General features: G+C 45.9%; 11 protein-coding genes. 3 read left to right on the top strand and 8 right to left on the bottom strand.

Going from position 1 to position 18,291, the window contains the following annotated elements; all coding sequences use genetic code 11:
* Positions 1 to 17: 17 nt before the first annotated feature.
* The gene (locus tag MKY52_RS23405) at positions 18 to 2,873 is read right to left on the bottom strand and encodes a glycosyl hydrolase 115 family protein (protein WP_341053827.1); all 2,856 of its coding nucleotides are present in this window, start codon (positions 2,871 to 2,873) and stop codon (positions 18 to 20) included.
* Between the two features lie 238 nt (positions 2,874 to 3,111).
* Between MKY52_RS23405 and MKY52_RS23400 the strand changes: the two genes are divergently transcribed.
* Positions 3,112 to 4,854, top strand: coding sequence for an SGNH/GDSL hydrolase family protein (locus tag MKY52_RS23400; RefSeq protein WP_341053825.1), 1,743 nt, complete (start codon positions 3,112 to 3,114; stop codon positions 4,852 to 4,854).
* 265 nt (positions 4,855 to 5,119) lie between these two features.
* On the opposite strand, the gene MKY52_RS23395 is transcribed toward MKY52_RS23400, so the two are convergent.
* Positions 5,120 to 6,085, bottom strand: coding sequence for a 2,3-diaminopropionate biosynthesis protein SbnB (locus MKY52_RS23395; protein ID WP_341053823.1), 966 nt, complete (start codon positions 6,083 to 6,085; stop codon positions 5,120 to 5,122).
* 31 nt (positions 6,086 to 6,116) lie between these two features.
* The gene (gene sbnA, locus MKY52_RS23390) at positions 6,117 to 8,330 is read right to left on the bottom strand and encodes a 2,3-diaminopropionate biosynthesis protein SbnA (protein WP_341053822.1); all 2,214 of its coding nucleotides are present in this window, start codon (positions 8,328 to 8,330) and stop codon (positions 6,117 to 6,119) included.
* A 164-nt stretch (positions 8,331 to 8,494) separates the two neighbouring features.
* On the opposite strand from sbnA, the gene MKY52_RS23385 reads away from it, so the two are divergent.
* The gene (locus MKY52_RS23385) at positions 8,495 to 9,283 is read left to right on the top strand and encodes a YheC/YheD family protein (protein ID WP_341053821.1); all 789 of its coding nucleotides are present in this window, start codon (positions 8,495 to 8,497) and stop codon (positions 9,281 to 9,283) included.
* 86 nt (positions 9,284 to 9,369) lie between these two features.
* Here the strand turns inward: MKY52_RS23385 and cls are convergent, their stop codons facing one another.
* From cls to MKY52_RS23360, 5 genes are all read right to left on the bottom strand, one after another.
* A complete protein-coding gene (gene cls, locus MKY52_RS23380; protein ID WP_341053820.1) occupies positions 9,370 to 10,824 on the bottom strand; it encodes a cardiolipin synthase in 1,455 nt (484 codons plus the stop codon).
* 280 nt (positions 10,825 to 11,104) lie between these two features.
* Positions 11,105 to 12,985 (bottom strand): DUF2264 domain-containing protein, encoded by a 1,881-nt coding sequence (locus MKY52_RS23375; RefSeq protein ID WP_341053819.1) that lies wholly within the window; start codon positions 12,983 to 12,985, stop codon positions 11,105 to 11,107.
* An 8-nt stretch (positions 12,986 to 12,993) separates the two neighbouring features.
* On the bottom strand, positions 12,994 to 14,130 hold the full coding sequence (locus MKY52_RS23370) for a glycoside hydrolase family 88 protein (protein WP_341053818.1): 1,137 nt from the start codon (positions 14,128 to 14,130) through the stop codon (positions 12,994 to 12,996).
* 45 nt (positions 14,131 to 14,175) lie between these two features.
* The gene (locus MKY52_RS23365; protein WP_341053817.1) at positions 14,176 to 15,993 is read right to left on the bottom strand and encodes a heparinase II/III family protein; all 1,818 of its coding nucleotides are present in this window, start codon (positions 15,991 to 15,993) and stop codon (positions 14,176 to 14,178) included.
* A 38-nt stretch (positions 15,994 to 16,031) separates the two neighbouring features.
* Positions 16,032 to 17,177 (bottom strand): DUF2264 domain-containing protein, encoded by a 1,146-nt coding sequence (locus tag MKY52_RS23360; protein WP_341053814.1) that lies wholly within the window; start codon positions 17,175 to 17,177, stop codon positions 16,032 to 16,034.
* A 189-nt stretch (positions 17,178 to 17,366) separates the two neighbouring features.
* On the opposite strand from MKY52_RS23360, the gene MKY52_RS23355 reads away from it, so the two are divergent.
* Complete coding sequence (locus MKY52_RS23355; protein WP_081392972.1) at positions 17,367 to 18,203, top strand: helix-turn-helix domain-containing protein; 837 nt, start codon at positions 17,367 to 17,369, stop codon at positions 18,201 to 18,203.
* Positions 18,204 to 18,291: the final 88 nt, after the last annotated feature.

Below are 18,291 nucleotides of genomic sequence, written 5' to 3'. Positions count from 1 at the left end.
TTAGCTCTGACTATGAATTAGTGCGTCCCCCTAGTATAGAAGCTCTCCTCTGGGCCCAAATAGGAATACGGCAGCTCCGCAGCGGACAACACAAGCTTTTGCAGGACCAGGCCCGCATCCAATCCGTAAAAGCGGAGGGTATGGATCCCCTTTGTTAAAGCATGAATGGTGGTCATCGTATGGATATTATTCATAACTGCGCGGCACCACGGTTCATTATCATGATTGCCGCCCGCAAAATCCGTAGGTAGAGCATCCGTAATCACTGGCGTCTGTGCATCGAAGCCTATTGCATATTTTAATCCACTGGACTGTGACAGGTTGTTCGTTGGGGCAATATACGCGGTTAAGCTGTAATCTGCAGCCCGCTGTACTAAAACCTGATATTCCAGATAAGGTGCAGACTCCGGTTGTTCAAACGATATAGCATCCGGAAACATTTTAACCGAGGATAAAGAACGCCCATAGTTAGCAATGGTCTTCCATTCCACCCCTGATTGTGCAACACGGCTTGAGGTATGCTCCGCTTCAATTGCCACTGTATTATGCGCCTCGATAAAGGTCATCGCTGGCACATCCTGAATGTCAGTGAAGTCCACAGCTACACTAACCTTAACGGTGCCTCCGGCACCAGAGATCGTTATTTCACCCGTCGATGTCTCGCGAACCTTTTCCCAATCAACAGAAACCTGTAAGCTCTCCCCAGCCTTGATCCAACCCGATGTTTTCTCAAGCTTGATCCAAGCTACACTGCTTCTTGCCTGATATTCAAAGCCCGCTTCTCCACCGTTGCTGATAGTAATGCAATAGTTTTCTTTTTGCAGATTTGTAAATACCGGAAGCTTTGCCGTCCCCGCAACATACGCTTGCTCCGTACCTTCAACATCAACAATCAATATAGAGCCTTTAGCGGGAATCAACGTGCTTACCTCTGGATATTTCCACCCCTCTGCATTCCAGTGGATATACCCGACATGAGGGGAACTCATCATTCCTTGCCATTTTCCTTCTGTAATTTCGTTATTATAAACCTGCTCCAGGTGTTTATCCCTATCGATGGCTTCATAAGTCAGAGCAGCGTAGGTATTGGCCAATACACTGCCTCGTCCAGCATATAGCTCGTTAAGTCCAGCATATATTTGCATTTTGAGCACATTGGCTGAGGCAGCAGCAGGGAAATATACAAGCTGGTAGTACGCATCTTTTAATGATTCAGGAATAAGAGCATAGTATTGGTCAGCGGCTTTCTCCATCCTAATCGCCTGCTTCAGCACTATCTGTGCCTCATTGTAATGGATTGGACTGAAGGTTGACGGATAAATAATCTCCGGCTTGCGGCGGCCGTTCATTCGGGTATACTCACTCAGCAATTGCGCGATGCCCAGGCATGTCTCAAGTTCCAGTGCATATCCGAACTGCTGCTCTACCCATCGTTTGGTATATTCCTCAGTCCGGTTAATCGCTCCAGTACCCCAAGCTTCAAAGTCATAGGCCAAATCCATAAAGTAGGAAATAGGCAATTCCATAGGCTTCAAATCCCCGACGTTCACAATCCATACATCACGGATGCCATAGTCGAATGCCATACACATTTGCTCCCAAACCTTTTCCAGCGGAATTGTGTTTAACCATTCATAGGAATGTGGACCACCATGATAGTCAAAATGATAATACATCCCCCACCCTGCTCTTCGATCGCGTTCGTGTTCCGTTGGGATTTTGCGGAGATTGCCAAAGTTATCATCTGCCAGCAGGATCGTAACCTCATTCAGGACTTCCCAGTCCTTCAAGCCTTCAACCTCAGCAGTGCCATACCAATACTTCTCCACTTCCTTGTATACGGCTAGAATTTGGGGCGAGTGCTCAAGATTATATTTCTTTAATAATTCTTTTTGCGTAAGGATGATTTCCTTCAGCAGGTCAATATTCTCCTGGTCGGAGCCCTCCAGCGCAGAATCACTTTCTCCCCGCATCCCTAATGTAATTAAATTGTCAAAATCCTGATTCCGTTTAATTCCATCATCCCAGAAATCCGTAATAGCCTGTTTGTTACGGGCAAAGTCCCATAAGTTACTCGTTCCATATTGGTTGTATACCTTCTGCCATTCACTGCCTGCCCGAAATAAAGGTTCATGATGGGAGGTTCCCATTATAATGCCGTATTCCTGTGCGTGCTGGGCGTTGGCGATTGGATTGCTTTTACCGTTAAGGCTGAATTCGGCACTCCACATCGCTGGCCATAAATAATTCCCCTTTAATCGAAGAATTAGTTCAAACACCTTGTCATAGAAATCTTCATTAAAATCACCAAATCTTTGAGTTACCCAAGAGCCCAAGGACGGCCAGTCGTCATTCAAAAAAATCCCTCTGTATTTAACCGAAGGTTCTTTGGAAATCATATGTAGCTGGCTATCAGGTAAGATCAAATCTGCTTTTTTCTCTGGTATAACATCTGCCCAATATTTCCACGGACTAACGCCAATTTTTTCAGAGATAGAATAAATCCCGTACATCGTCCCGCGTTTATCGCTTCCCACAATGACGAGCGCCTTGTCCACTCCTGCTGTCGGTTCTTCAACTACCTGAATCCTATAACATTCCCTTTTCCCTTGGATGGCAGACACATCCACTGTCCCCTCTGCAATTAAACGATCAATAAGCTCATTACTGCCGATCGATCCAGCGATTACAATGGTTCCATCTAATGTCTTCAATTGTGTATGTATTTCAGGTTCAACCTCTGTTACCTGTTTAACATCTGCTGCAAAAGACTGAGCCACGCGGCGCAAACCGGCATAATCCTTCCCTTTGGGATCCACGTAAATCTTAGCAGCTTTGCCCTGCTTCACAAGGTTTAATTCCTGCGTAGGCATGATTATTCTCCCCTTAAGCATCCTATTTTCGTATGGCTAGGCACATTATATAAGTAAGCGATATCAACTTCCATGTGTAAACTAGCAAGTTTTTGTAATTATTAAATGAAACTTTGTTTATCGGTTGAACAATCTAGATATTTGGTGTTACTGTTAACAGGTATTCCCCTGTAGCAGAATCATTTCATTTGCAAGCGCATCCATAATAAGAGAACCTTACAAAGCGAGGATGATCCATATGGAAAAGAATAACGAATTTATTGCAGGCGAACAGATTGAAGGTCCGAAGGCTCCAAAGGACCCGGCTGATCGTAGAAACGGCTTTTTTGTGCTGTATGAAACAGCAATTGAAGCAACAGCGAGAGCCGAAGGCAAACCGTCACAGGAAGTTTATCTGGAAGGTAACTATCTGATCGATAAGGCCAAATTTATAGGCGGTGTTACAGACGAGGCAATTCTGGAGCTTCTGGGGAGCAGCACTGGATTTCGCAAATTGGTCCATAGTATCGGAGTATCCGTCAGAAGGGCTAATGCGCAGGAAGATCCAGTCACTTTTTTATTGCAGCACTGGGGCAAAACTAGTAAATATGAAACCGGCAGTTATTTACGTGTACCCTGCCCCGCCGATGGTTCAGAGGTTATTTTGAGGTTAGCAGATTGTCCGGGTTCTGAAGAAGATGATGTGCTCGGAAAATTTGCTTTTGAATTTAATCACGCAGGCGAAATGGCGATTGCGAGTGTTATTTTTTATTTGCATGACGGTTATTCTGTTCCAGAGCTAATCCTTGAACCACCAGTTGCTTTTGAATCGAATGAGTACCAAAAGATCATTACACAATCCTTGCTGCACGCTGGCAATAATAAAAGATTAAAAGCTGCCATAAATAAGGCTATAAAGGGCGAGGAAGTCACGATCGCTTATATTGGAGGTTCCATTACTCAAGGAGCCGGTGCTAAGCCGATACACACGGAATGTTATGCCTATCAGTCGTATTTAAAATTTAAAGACTTATTCGGCACAAATGGTGGCGAGAACATCCATTTTGTGAAGGCTGGGGTCGGCGGAACACCCTCCGAGCTTGGCGTCATCCGTTATGAAAGAGATATTCTTAGAGACGGTTCCGTAACACCAGATATCGTGGTAGTGGAATTTGCGGTAAACGACGAAGGAGATGAAACGAAGGGCAATTGTTTTGAAAGCTTATGCTTAAAAATACTTTCCGCCGATCATCAGCCAGCCGTAATCCTTCTGTTCAGTGTGTTTATGAATGACTGGAACCTGCAGGATCGGCTCTCCCCCATTGGCCGCCATTATAATCTTCCTATGGTTAGTGTAAAGGATGCCGTATCCGAGCAGTTCCGCCTGAGTAAAGCTGAAGGCAACATCATCTCTAAACGGCAATTTTTCTATGATATCTATCATCCGACAAATGAGGGGCACCGGGTAATGGCTGATTGTCTCGCTTATTTATTCACCGAAACCCATAAATCACTAATGAATGAAGATGAGATCTTATTGGATCAACGACCGGTTATCGGGAATGATTTTGCAGGAACCCTCCTGCTGGATCGAAAAAACTATATTGACGCAGGTAAGATCGAAGTAGGTGGATTTTCGGGGATCGATACCGATTTGCAGCGGGTAGAAATGGATGCTGACTCTCACAGTACTCCGGAATTCCCTCATAATTGGATGCATTCAAGAGCGTCTGGAGAAGAAAGCTTCAAGCTGACAATAACGAGTAAAAATCTAATCCTCGTATACAAGGATTCAGGCAGCAGCGAATTCGGCAAGGCGGATATCTTCGTAGACGGCAGCCTTGCAGTTACGGCTGATCCTCACGTGAACAACTGGACACATTGCAATCCGGTAATTCTATATCAAAACAAAGCTAGCAGTGAGCATCAGATAGAAATCAAAATGGTACCCGAAGATCAGGATAAGTGTTTTACTATACTAGGCTTCGGTTATACCCTTTAATCAGTTGCACCAGTTGCAAGACAGCCCCGATGTATTCTTCATCGGGGCTGTTTTTATTGTATCGCTTGGAATTTTGTCCATTTCCCACTAATATACCGCCAAATAAACAATGCCGACTTAATCAACCAATCACAATAGACTGCAATCCATGTTGCAAACATATCCATATGAAACCAATATACTAGTGCATAACATAATGAAAAACCCGCTCAATAAGCGGGTTATCGCTGTTATATGGACAGAATCGCTCTCATTCTTGCTCTCCTTACTCCAGCTCGGTCCCTATCCCCTTTTCTCTCGCCTTGTTCACGTAATACACCGCTGTAGCGATATCAAAGACGGCCATCCCCATCGGGCAAAAGAAGATCGGTTCATCTTCGCCGAATTCAGCTAGGCTGTGGCGCAAGACGACATCGGTAATCATCTGGGTGTCAGCACGAGTGAGCCCCTGCTCCAAATGAAGCTGCTCAATATCCGTATTCTCACGGCACACTTCATCCCAATCGTCGACGATAATGGCTTTTAACGAAGCTAACGCCTCCGGCTTATAATCACGCAGTGAAACATTCAACAGAAGACTACCTTTTTCAGGATACAGATCGATATACCGATGTTCGGATACAGTACAAGTAATAAAGATATTCGAATGCTGATAAACGTCCGCCCACATCTCAGCCACTTCCATCCTATCTCTATAGAGAGATGAGACTCCTGATAAGTCTACTCCCTTGATATCGAAAATCCGGATACGTTCGACTCGATCCCCGTACAAAGCCGTAACCATTTGACAATGATACTGCCCAATCGGTCCCCAGCCGATAATGCCTAGATGAATCCGCTCCACTGAACGCGCCAGCAAAAAGTAACGAATCATCAGTCCGCTGATGGAAGCCGTCCTAATAATACTGGGAAGCGGAGAGTTCAAGACGGCTGAAGGCCGGCCTGTACTTGGTTCATTCAATACAATGATGCTATGCGCGCGAGGAAGATCAGCCTCAATATTATCTGGGAAGCTAGAAATCCACTTTATCCCTGCCGCGTTCACCTCTCCCCCTACGTAAGCGGGCATTGCAATAATCCGGTTTTGTGGACTCTTATACCTTAGGTAAGGCTTTATCGGCTGCACATAATCACCTGAATCGATGATACCCACAGCAGTCTCTACCGATTCCACAAGAATAGGCCAATCAACACCTACTGCCCGTATATCTCGATCATTTAAGTACAGCATACCGTCACCTCCTTATGAAACATATCGTTTCTTACATCTCAGTGAGATCATCACATTCAGCCAACAGCTCCTGACCGAATTGGTTCTGAAGCCATGAGTCAGAATATACGGTATCGAGGTAACGCTCTCCCTTATCATGCAGTATGACTGCGCAGACAGCTCCCGGAGTCAATTCTGGCTCCATCTGCTTCACGGCGGCAATGACTCCCCCGGAGGATGCGCCAGCCAGGATGGATTCGTTCTGCGCCAACATCCGGCAACCTTTTACTATATCTGAATCCGAGACATGCACGATATGGTCGATTATATCTGTTCTGCAGAAAGGTGGCACGATGCCGGCACCCAGTCCCGGGAAGCGCCGCGTACTCTTATTTCCGCCAAAAATCGCGCTTCCCTCTGCATCGACAGCCACGATCTTGGTCCGAAGTCCGTGATCTCTTGCGTATTCCGCAAGACCCCGTATGGTTCCGCATGTACTAACGCTGCAAAATAAATAATCCACTCGTTCAAGATCAGTCACGATTTCTTTCATTGTCGTATGGTAGTGGGCTAAATAATTATTTGCGTTCGCATACTGATTCGGCCAGTAGCTGCCCGGTATCTCCGCCAACAACTTCTGCACACGTTTCAGTCTAGCAGGAAGAAACTCCCCTGTTACGGGATCGGGATTGGCGACATAGTCGATTTTGGCATCCAACGCCTTCAGAATTTGCAGATTCGTTTCCGTGGTTCTAGGATCAATAACGCTGATAAAACGCATCCCCAAATACTTACAAATCATGGCCAAGCTGATCGCCATATTACCAGAACTCGATTCAATGATGGTGGTTCCCGGGCCTATTGTTCCTTCCTTCCATGCCTCTTGAATCATCCGCAGGGCGGGACGATCTTTGGCGCTCCCCCCCGGGTTCATCAGCTCCATTTTTGCATAGACGTCAAACTCACTTTTATAGAACAAGCTCTTCAGCTTGATTAAGGGTGTATTTCCGATAGTCGACAAAATACCGTCAGTGAAGTCCATCTCTGCGCGATCTTTATCTTTCTGGTAATATAGCTTTTTGTTCTTAACCTTTCCGCTGTCCATTGACTCGTCTTTGCCTACTGTAATGACCTCAATATCATCCAGCAGATGGTTTCGAATCATCATGCCGATTTCCGGAATGCATTCCCTAATTTCCTCTTTGATCTTCGGGACAATGGTGTTATCCGCAGATTTACTTTTGATATAAACGGTCAGCGCGTTCTTCCTCACTTTGACCCGAATGATCGCATCTTCAATATGTCGGTATACGACCTGTTCGATATCGTACAGGCTTATTTTCTCCCCGTGCTTCAGCTCCCGACCCACCCGTTTGACGATGGAACTAAAGCTCTGCTTCTCCACACCATCTATCATCACAGACCTAAAGTCCCTTACAACATCATAGGTAACGAAACGAATAGCTGGCAGCATTTTGCGAACCATGGAGGTAAGAACAAGAACACTTTCATCATTACTAAGCGGACTTAGTTCTTCGCCAATCTCCTGCGCCCCGACCCCTTCCGCAAAAATCCCATCAGCAAAAATATACCTGCCAAGATCATGTGAATAATAAGCAATCGTGCCTATTTCAATAGAGCCATACGTATCAATGATGTCGCGCGGTTCAAGACCGAACAGACGAGCCATATTCCGCTGCCACCCTAATGAGGCGATTTCCCCAACCAAAATAATCTTGCGGATTCCAAAAACACGCGGATCACTAGTAGCATGTACGATATGATCAAGGATGGAAGGCATTGTGTAGAGTAAGTCAGGCTTGAAGGTTTGAAGCTGTTCAATATGCTGCTCGATCGGTAATTCGAAGGGAATTGAATGATGTTCCAATCCTAACCGCTCAAAAATGGACAGCGCAGTGTTCGCCGCATGCCCAGTACCCATATCCGCCAAAGCGCTAACACATCCGCTTCCCGCAATAAGATCACCGTACAGCTTCGTTTTAATATTTATATAGTGCTTATCGTCTTCCTTAGAGTAAAGTATGGCTTTTCGACGGCCAGTGCTTGTACCCGACGTCCTATATACGGTCAAAGAAGGATCAAAAGGTTGATTATAATAATAGGTATCTAACGTTGTCGACGTCATAAGCGGAAGCGTCTCTAAGCTATAATTCGCTCTTTCGCCGCCGATCAGCCCCTTATACCAGGGAAATGCCTCAATTACTTCAAGTAACTTATCCTGCAATTTGTCTTTGTCGAGCAGCATGATGGCCGCCTCCTGTTGACCGCAAGCTGCAGCCCATTGATAAACACCTACAATAATCATATGTAGAATTCTTTCAGTGTGTTCTACGATTCGGTGGTTGCCCAATCAAAAGCTGAGGCATTTTCGTAATATAGCCTATGGATATATTGAGACGGAGGGACAAAATGATGAAGCAGATAAGTCGTGTATCTAATAAGCTGACGAAGACAAGGGTGCTGGTTAGAAACCAAGAGTTAAATAAACATATCCCGCTTACGAGAAAAATGAATAAGAACACACTATATGAGATGCTACAAAAATATAAAATGGTGTACATTAAGCCTTGCTGCGGATCTTTAGGACAGGGCGTGATACGGGTTGAACTTGCACGCGCACAATACAGCTATCAATCCGGTACCCACGTACACAAATTTTCTGATTACGACACGGCATATCGAGCAATCTTACGAGAGACCCAAGGAAAATCCTATTTAGTACAAAAGGGGATTAGGCTGTTGGTTTACGATGGCCGCCCCTTCGATATTCGGGTAATGGTGCAGCGAAATTCTAAGGGTGGGTGGGAAGCAACAGGGGTTGCAGGACGCTTGGCGCATCCTCGTAAAGTGGTTACAAACGGGAGTCAAGGAGGAACGATTTATCCGATTGAGGAATTATTGAAAGGCTACACAAGCGCAGAAAATTGTAAAATATTGATCCGATCCCTGAAGCAAATTGGAGTGAAGTCCGCAAGGCAGCTTAGTACTGTCTATCCCGGCCTTCAGGAAATCGGTGTAGATATTGCCTTAGATCAACGTCTCAAGCCATGGATCTTGGAAGTGAATACCGCTCCTGATCCGTGCCCGTTTACTAAGCTGAAAGACACCCGTATGATTAACCGAATTGTAAGATATGCAAAAGTATACGGTCGCACATACAATCTTAAGTGCATGAAATCAAAACAAGGGATGGTGTGAAGCATAGTAGAATCTATGTGCCGCGGCGAACTGTGCATTTACAAGTCCACAGCTCGCCTTTTGTACGGAGTATAGGGTCTGTGTATTCAGAGGATAGACGAAAAAAGACGAGAAATCCCCTCTTTAAATTTGATTATAAGGGACCTTTCTTTATAACGCTCAGGGGTAAGCTCTGTACTTAACTGGCTATCTTCCTGAAACAATTCTTGAAGCTGTTTAGCAACTTGCTCATCATAAACAATTGCATTAACTTCGAAATTGAGTCTAAAGCTCCGGGAATCAATATTCATTGTCCCTACGGACGCTACTTCTTCATCTACCACAATCGTCTTGGCATGCAAGAAACCATTTTCATATAACAGAATTTTCGCTCCATAATTCAATAATTCACCTGCATACGCCCAAGTTGCCCAGTAAACAAAAGGGTGGTCAGGCTTATTTGGAATCATAATCCGTACATCCACACCGGATAGGAGTGCAATTTTACATGCATCCATAAAACTACTATCTGGAATGAAGTATGGCGTCTGAATATACACACTCCGTTTGGCGTTCAAGATCAGCTTAATATACATGTTTTTCAGATGCTCAACTAGCGAGTTAGGACCACTAGACACAATTTGAGCGGGACTTGATCCGGCATGACTTCCAGTAGTAAAGGAAAATTGATCGAAGCTTACCTGCTCGTGTTTCCGGGCATGTTTCCAATCCAGAAGAAACCTGCCTTGAATTTGATTAACGGAACCACCCTTCATTCTAAAATGTGTATCCCGCCAATATCCAAACTTTTTATCTATCCCTAAGTATTCATTTCCCACATTAAATCCACCAATATAAGCAATTTCCCCATCGATGATACATAGTTTTCTATGATTTCGATTATTCATCCGAAAATTTATCGGTCTAAGCAGTGATGGAAAGAATACCTCTACTTCTCCACCAGCAGAAAGTAGTTCTTTAAAGAACTTAAGAGAAAGTCTCTTGGAGCCGATTTCGTCATAAAGAACCCTCACTTTTACGCCTTCTTTGGCTTTTTTAGTTAATTCATCTCTTAATTTTGTCCCTAAATCATCAGGCTGGATGATGTAATATTGAATGTTGACCTCTTTTTTGGCATTTCTAATATCATTAAATAAAGAGTCAAACTTTTGTTTACCATCGTTAAAAATAGCTATCTCGTTATCTGTTGTCATTAGCGCATTCGATGAAACAAGGTTCATATGAATTAAATCAGCATATTTCGTTAACAAAGCGTTCTGATTCTCGCGTTGATCCTTTAATGTAGCCAATTGATGATCTACAGTTGATTGTAGATATTTACTTTCTTCAGCTGAAAGGCCAAAGAAATTCTTTTTTGCTAAATTACGACCAAGAAAGAGATAAATAATAAAACCCAAAATGGGAATAAAATAAAAAACCATAAGCCACGCCCACGTATAACCAATATCTCTCCTCTCAAAAAATAAAAAACCAGCAGAGAGCAATATGTTTATAATCATAACAAATGAAAGTATCCACGTGACCAGACTGCCGTTGTCCATAAGGAGTTCCTGCCTTTCTTATCTTTCTATAGATGTCGGTATTTCTAGTTTTGCCAAAAGTCAGTTTATTCATCGTCTGATAAATCAATACTTCTGTAAATGACTAGATAGAGTACTATAGCATAATTGTCCATCTAAGAAAACATTTGATAAAAAACTCAATAATTAAAAGATAAAATCATAAAAATCCACATAAAAACAATAGCCCTAGTGCAGCAGTTCTGCATCAGGGCTATTGTTGTGACTTTTCAATTAGTGTGAGAAATATTCAACCAACTCATTATATATTAAGAACGATTTCTCTCCCAAAATGAGTGACAATGGTTAACGTTCCCTCGCTGAACTTAACTTTCAAATCTTGCTCAGGTGAATGCTTGAGGACCTCATCAGCTTGATCAGCCTGAATATCCAAAGCCCCCTCTGAAGGACAACCATAGACGGCCGAAGCGAGCCAATGAATTCCCGGCTCAAGGGTGCTCGTCAGCATCGGCAGCACCGTTCGAGGGTAAAGCAGGTTCGTATTGGCGTTCGGCCAGACCAGCTCACCCTTCCGACAACCTAGCAAATCCTTGATTGCGCTGGTTCCCCAAGCAGTGGAGGCCATCGCACCAGCCACATCGATCTTCGATATTATTTCATTCTCTTGGCCAAGTGCGAATCCACCCTCTGCGGTATCCAGCGACCGTCCAGTTTCGACTCGATGAATCCGAATATGCCAAGGAAGTCCGGCGACAACCCAAGTCTGAACCTCGACATTGGCCCACGGTTTCCAGACGGAACGAAGGACGTTGTCTATCATCTCAGACTCTATATTCTGGCGTCGTACCCGGTATAAGTTGTCTCCGCGCTCGCTCAGCGCAAGCATAGCGTCGAACGCTCCTTGGGAGAGCCCCCATTCGGAGCGGGGCACGCTGAAGCCGAAGCCTGTTGAATACACGAATTTTTCGTATTTGGCCGAGGTGTGGGTATGTTCATTCGTGTATAAATGTCCGCTATTGAAGGCCGCTACATGACCGGAAGCGTGCTCGCGAACGATGACAAGATGTGCAGATTTCTGAACCATGACAGCCGGAATGGACGGTAGCGGCAGTTCCTCTTCCTTCCAGAACGGATGATCCGCCCCTAGAGCCAGCGGCAAGAAAGTCTTTAACGCCCAATACGGAGATCCGGGAGCATTGTAATTCTCCGCCATGACCAGATTCGGGTAAGTATATCCGATGGTCAGTACGCCATCGGCGTCAACAATCGGCTGGCTGAACCACCAACGCAGATTTCGCAGCACCACACCTTTTACCACACCAGCAGAAAATCCTTCAACGCCTGCATAGGCAAATGCGCTCCAAAATGCCGACTGGGCAAAGCGGTAAGTCAAGCTACGTCCATAAGGAAGTGCGGAGCCGTCGGGTGCGAACCAGCCGATGAAATCGACAGCAAACAATCGAGCCCGTTCTTTGAACACACGGGAACGTTCGGGGTCTTCCTGTTCCATCAGCTTTGCGTACAGCAGTGCGTAGTAATGAATAGCAAAAGGTACGTAATAATCGCTGTGACCATTAATCCCGTCGCTGTACCAGCCCTCCCCCAAATAGAAATCATCCATGCGCTTTAAATTGCTCTCTAGTTGTCCTGCGTCGTAGGGACGACCGATTTTGCGGAATCCGATATTGACTAGAACGTTAAAGAACAGCCAATTGCAATCATAGCAAGGATGGGCGTTTATTTGATTCAGCCAACGGTATAATTGATCCTGCTCATTCGGAGCAAGCGGCAACCAAATCTGTTCCGGAATGGCTGCCAATGCGAAGCCGAAGACCGCCATTTCGACCAAACGTTGGTCGTAATCCTTCACCTCTCCCCAATATTCTTCATGAGAAGGATCGGTGCCATGCCGAATGCCATCCAGCACGATGTCCCAGAGTTCGCTGTCTCCACCACCAATGAGCAGGGGTACCAAACCCCACAACACCCGCGAGAAACCTTCCATTTCAGCAGTTACTGCCGAATAGCTCGCCCCTGTTCTACCGATTTTAAGTCGTGCGCTGCCTCTGCTGTAGTACGGCCGAAGCGGATCCGTTAGTTGCTCAAGGGCGATCACCAGATCCTCACGGGTCTTCAGCGGATTACCGCCAATCCGAGAAAATGATTTCTCATTGTTCATCATAATCACCCCTACTCCCAAAAGAACGGTCCTACGGCTTTAATCCGAGCCAGTGCTTCGACATAGAAAAAATCACCGTAGATAAGCGGAACATCTATATTCCGGTTCTCAGGGTAGTTACTTGTACCATGAAGCAGCAACCCTTCCTCGTCCGCATTGTCCCAACTGCCATAATTCCTGTAGAGAGATTCCACTATTCTTATAGCCCCGTTCCGGTACACATGAGACTCCGAATCATCCACCTGGTCGGCTAGCAGCAGCAATCCACTCGCTGCGCAGGAACCAGCGGAGCTATCACGTATCTCGCCGACTTCACCGGGAGCGCGGAAATCCCAATGTGGAACGTGATCATCCGGCAGTCGGGTCAAGAAGAAATGCGCTACCTGCTTGGCTGCATCCAAGTAGCTTTGCTTTCCCGTATGATGATAGGCAAGTGCTAGGCCGTAAATAGCCCAAGCCGTGCCGCGTGACCAAGCCGATTCGGGCGCAAAGCCTTGCCCACCAAGCTTCTCCACCACTTCACCCGTCTCCGGGTTGAATTTGACGATGTGGTACACGGAGCCGTCCGGTCGGATAAAATGCTCCAGCACAGTATTCATATGCGCCTCTGCGATATGACGATAGCGGGGATCACCCGTTGTCTCGGAAGCCCAGAACAACAGGCTGGTGTTCATGCAGCAGTCGATAATAGCAACTCCGCTGTTGTCCTCCCCTTCACTCCATGGATTCCAAGCCCGAATATAATGCCCTTTCAGATTGAAGCGGGCTGCCAGATAGTTGGCCGCCTTTAATGCCCGAATTCGCGACGCTTCGCTACCCGTTAACTTATAATTTGCCACACTGGTAAGAATCCACATGAAACCTAAATCGTGATCCAGCTTAACGTAGCCGTCCAGTACCTCGTCGAGTCTCTCTTCGCAGCGCTCTGCGATCATTTTAAGGCTTTCGTCCCCACTTTCAGAATAAAACTGCCAAAGCATTCCCGGCCAGAACCCTGCTGTCCACCAGTTCGGCGCTTCAAGCAAGTATTTACCATCTTGACTCGCGTGTGGAAATTCTGCACCGATCTTTCCACTGTTACATCTTGTCTTTTCAAGTGCCTTGTTCCAAGCTTCATCCAGCCAAGTTGGGTTTTCCGTTATATTCATTTCAAACACCGCCTTCTTAGAATGGTTCACTATTTCTTTCATCATTTATATAAATTGAAAGGTGAATACTAATTTTCCTTCAGAACCGGGCTGAAGAGCATGAAAGTCTAGCGTATACCAGACCGTATCCCTGCCAAAATGATCCCGGTACTCACGTGCAGTAATCTCTGGCTCAACGATCTGAACATCATAAGTCAGTTCCACTCCGTCTACTCCAGTTCCGGGCAGCAGCACAACACCAGAACGCAGCATTTTCGGACGACGCAAGGTAACGAACCGCTCTGTCCAGCTCACTGACTTACCGTTATACTGGTACTCGTCCATTAACTCCAAGCGAGGATGCTGCCCCTTGTACCAAACCATAGAGCGGATCAGGGATTGAAGCTCTTCCACTTCGTATGCCTGAGACAGCTCCAGCTTCAGTTCATCTTTTTCAACCGTAGCCAACGCGTACAGAACTGTAGCACTATGCTTCCTGCCAGCCAGTTGATACTGGCCGCCGATGATCGGAACCGAATGTCCCTGCGAGCCGTTACAATCATATTGATAACGGCCAGCCCCAAAATATTCAGCCGTATACTCTCCACAGCCGAGATCAGCTGCATAGATTTCGCCTCCACCTGACAGAATGAACTGTCCCAGATCATTATGATTATGAGGTTCAGCGTTATGCCCTCCCTTAGCCGCAAAGCCGAACGAACTTCCTCCGGACTGATAACGCGAGACAAGCCATCCCGCATCAGGAAGATAATAACTGGCGGCTCCCCAATCCTGATCCTGTTTCTCATCGCCGGTCCTTCTCCAGATGAGATTTCGAAAAGCCGGAGCCCAGCGGCTGCAGTGATCCTTAGCGTAAGGAGTGCGAAGCACAGGCGGAGGACATTCTACTTCTGGATAGGTATCAGCTAAATAATGGGACAAGCCCATATGTATGTGAATTCGAGGCTCTGAGTCAGAGAAATTGGCGACAAAATTGCCACCGATGAAAATTTTCTGTTGGAACTGAGCGATACTTCGCACTTTGTCCGTTGCAAGCCAGTCTACTCTTCCCTCACTTCTAACCCGGAGAAGATCGCTGTAATACGTGAAATAGCCAAATCCGTAGTTCCAGTAACTCAGACCTTCCAGGCAGGCCCCATCATCCCCGAAGCCTTCCAGATAGTAGCTCATGCTGCGCTCTGTCTTCAGCAGGATATTCGTCAGCGCAGCAGGATCATCCAACATCAATAAGGCGGCTGCCCCGATCGACCCTCCGCACACTGCTGCCCAGTTATGACGTGCAGTCTCCCATTCATAAGGACTACATTCAATAAAAGGTCGAAATATTCTCTTTTCTACTTCATGTCTGATTCGGGATCGAAGAAGCAGCGGAAGTCGTACTCCCAGTAATAGAGAAATTTCGGCAAGGGTAAAAGCGGTCTCCGAGGAGAACAGATCAATAAACTGATCAATATTCTCTGTATTATGATCTACAGGAAGATGGGCTGGCAGGCACCATGTGTACTCTTCGCATATAGACCATAGGATATTTTCCAGGTTCTCCAGAAGTCTGACATTATCCGGCTCAAGCAAGGTCATAAATACATATGTATTCAGCCTTCTTCTCCGTTCGAAATAGACCCGTTCATATTCTAACCTCGAACCCGTACGCGCAAAAATTGAAAATAGCGTATCCGTCAGCTCTGATATAGGTTGGCTGTCTAATCTTTGAGCCTCCTCGCGAATTTCGCTGATATCTTCCTTTAATGTCTCGGATGATAAGGCCTGTTTCCAAAAAGCATCCGATTCTCCATCAGGATAATACAAGCTCAGATTTGCTGGCTTCATTTCTTGAACAATTCCGAAAAGCTCCTGTCTGTTCATGCTTTTCCCCTCCCTTTGACCGATTAGATCAGATCGCCCTATCTACTCAAGGCATGATCTCTCATAACATCCTCTCCGGCTGCGATTCTTTGTGCTGTCCATTTCAGTTCTGTCCCTGCCCAGAAAGGATCTGAAGGAAGTAACCCCAGAGGAAGAAATACTGAAGCGCATAAATAGAGACTTCCCGTATTGATATAGCTCTCCGCAAGCTCGGGCTGGTAACCATACACCCCCGGACGTAGCCACCCGTCCTCATCCAGCGTCCCTGGAAACCCCATAGTCCGTGTGATTACAGCGGTCAAGGCGCAGCGTACCTGTGCGGGTGATAGTGCATCCTCCAGAAAATGCTGTAGCGCCGCTTGTGATAGCAGCTGAAACGCACCAAAACGGTAAACGATAGAGCGCCCTATAAACGGATACGTTCCGTCCGGCGCAATCATCCGTTCCAGAACAGTTGCGTATCTTTGTGCCCGCTCCAGAATCAATGGCCTCAATACGGAGTATTGCTCCGAGTCCCGTTCAAAAAGTGTAACCACATCCACAAGCATCGGCTGAATGACAAAGCTATTGTAATGATCCCAGTGAAAGTCCTTGCCATCCCCGTAGATACCATCGCCTTTATACCAATCCATGAACATGTGGATCGCATAACCAACACGCATCCGGTCATATTCTGAATCGCCGAGTATATACAAAGCTGCTTCAACCATTGCGCTAAACAGCAGCCAATTGCTCCCGCTGGGTGCAGTCCGGCGTGTTCGCTTCAAGGCTGTTATTAAATTACCTTTGGCCCGCTCATTCAGCCGCCAGGCAAGCTGCTTCGGTGCACGCACCAACGCATGAGCGAGGAATGCCGCATCGACCAACGGTTGGCCTTCGGACTTAAAATCCATATAGTCAGGTGATGATGGATCAACAGCGGCATCGATGCATTCCAGCATCAATATGACATAACGAGCCCTGAGCTCTTCTTCTTCACCCTCCAGCCCTTCAAGCTCTAGCCATGGGGCCATTCCACAGGCCAACCTGGCGAATGCCTCCAAATGCGCAAACTTGCTCCTGTCACTATGAAACTCGGTGGGCAGCCGTTCCTTTAATTTTCTTTGCGACAAAGCGTCAAGTACTGGGTTCCCGATCTGTAGCATCGTATCCAGCCAATATTTGCGGTGTTTCGTACTATTCATACACCATCCACCCTTTCAATTGCGTCTATTCAGCAGATGCAGAGCCCTACTACTCATGTTCAGACCAGCTGTATACTTGGTTTATTGCGTAATCTTCTTCTATAGTTTAGTGTTGTATTATTGCAATGTCTTTGCGATTAATGATTATTTATTGCGTTTATTGCTATTAATCTGAAAGGGGTTATCCGGATGAAACATGCCCAGTATTATCAGCCGTTCGAAGGCGACATACTGGCGGGCATCGGCAATTCACCGATCTCACCCACCAAAGATTTTCATATTCATGATCACTTTGAAATCTTCCTATTTTTAGGCGGCACGGTGAACGGATTTGTGGATCAGTACAGCTATCCGCTTCAACGGGGCAATGTGCTCTTATTCAACAATCACGAGATTCATAAAATCATTAATTTATCTCCGGAGCCTTACGAACGATTAACTATTCATTTCAAAGCTCCACTTGTATATCCCTTCTGCACCGCAACCACAAATCTGCTCGCCTGTTTCCAGAACCGTCAGCCCGGAGAGCAGAATCTCGCTCAAATGGATGAAACACTGCTTGCAGAGTACATGGCCCTTGCCTTTCGCCTGATTGCAATCTTGGAGAATCCTCAATACGGCAGTGAGGTTCTGGCTTTAACTTATCTGATCCAGATTCTGGTCCTCATTAATGAGCTATATAGCCGTACTAGTTCCACCATACCCAGTATTATTTCATCGCATATTCAATCGGCCATGCGCTATATCGATAACCATCTGCATCTGAATCTGTCGCTAGAGCAGATCGCTGGTGAATTAAACATCGATAAATATTATCTTAGTCACCTGTTCAAGCAGCAGACAGGAGGAACGATCTACCGTTACGTCCTGCTTAAAAAAATTGCTTTATCCAAACAGCTCCTATCCGCCGGAAACTCCGTATCCGATACCTGTTATCTATCCGGCTTCAATGACTATGCCAATTTCATACGTACTTTCAAGAATATCACGGGCATTCCACCTGGAAAATACGGCAAAAAAAGCTGACATTGCCACTTATCGACGCCTCGCAATTGTATAAACCCTTCTTTGAACTTATAAAAAAACCTGGCACCCGCTAAATGCAGCTGCCAGG

This window comes from Paenibacillus sp. FSL P4-0184 (assembly GCF_038004625.1).
Lineage (GTDB): Bacteria > Bacillota > Bacilli > Paenibacillales > Paenibacillaceae > Paenibacillus_AQ.
Note: the sequence above shows the minus strand (reverse complement) of the source record. Positions and strands in the feature narration are given on the sequence as shown.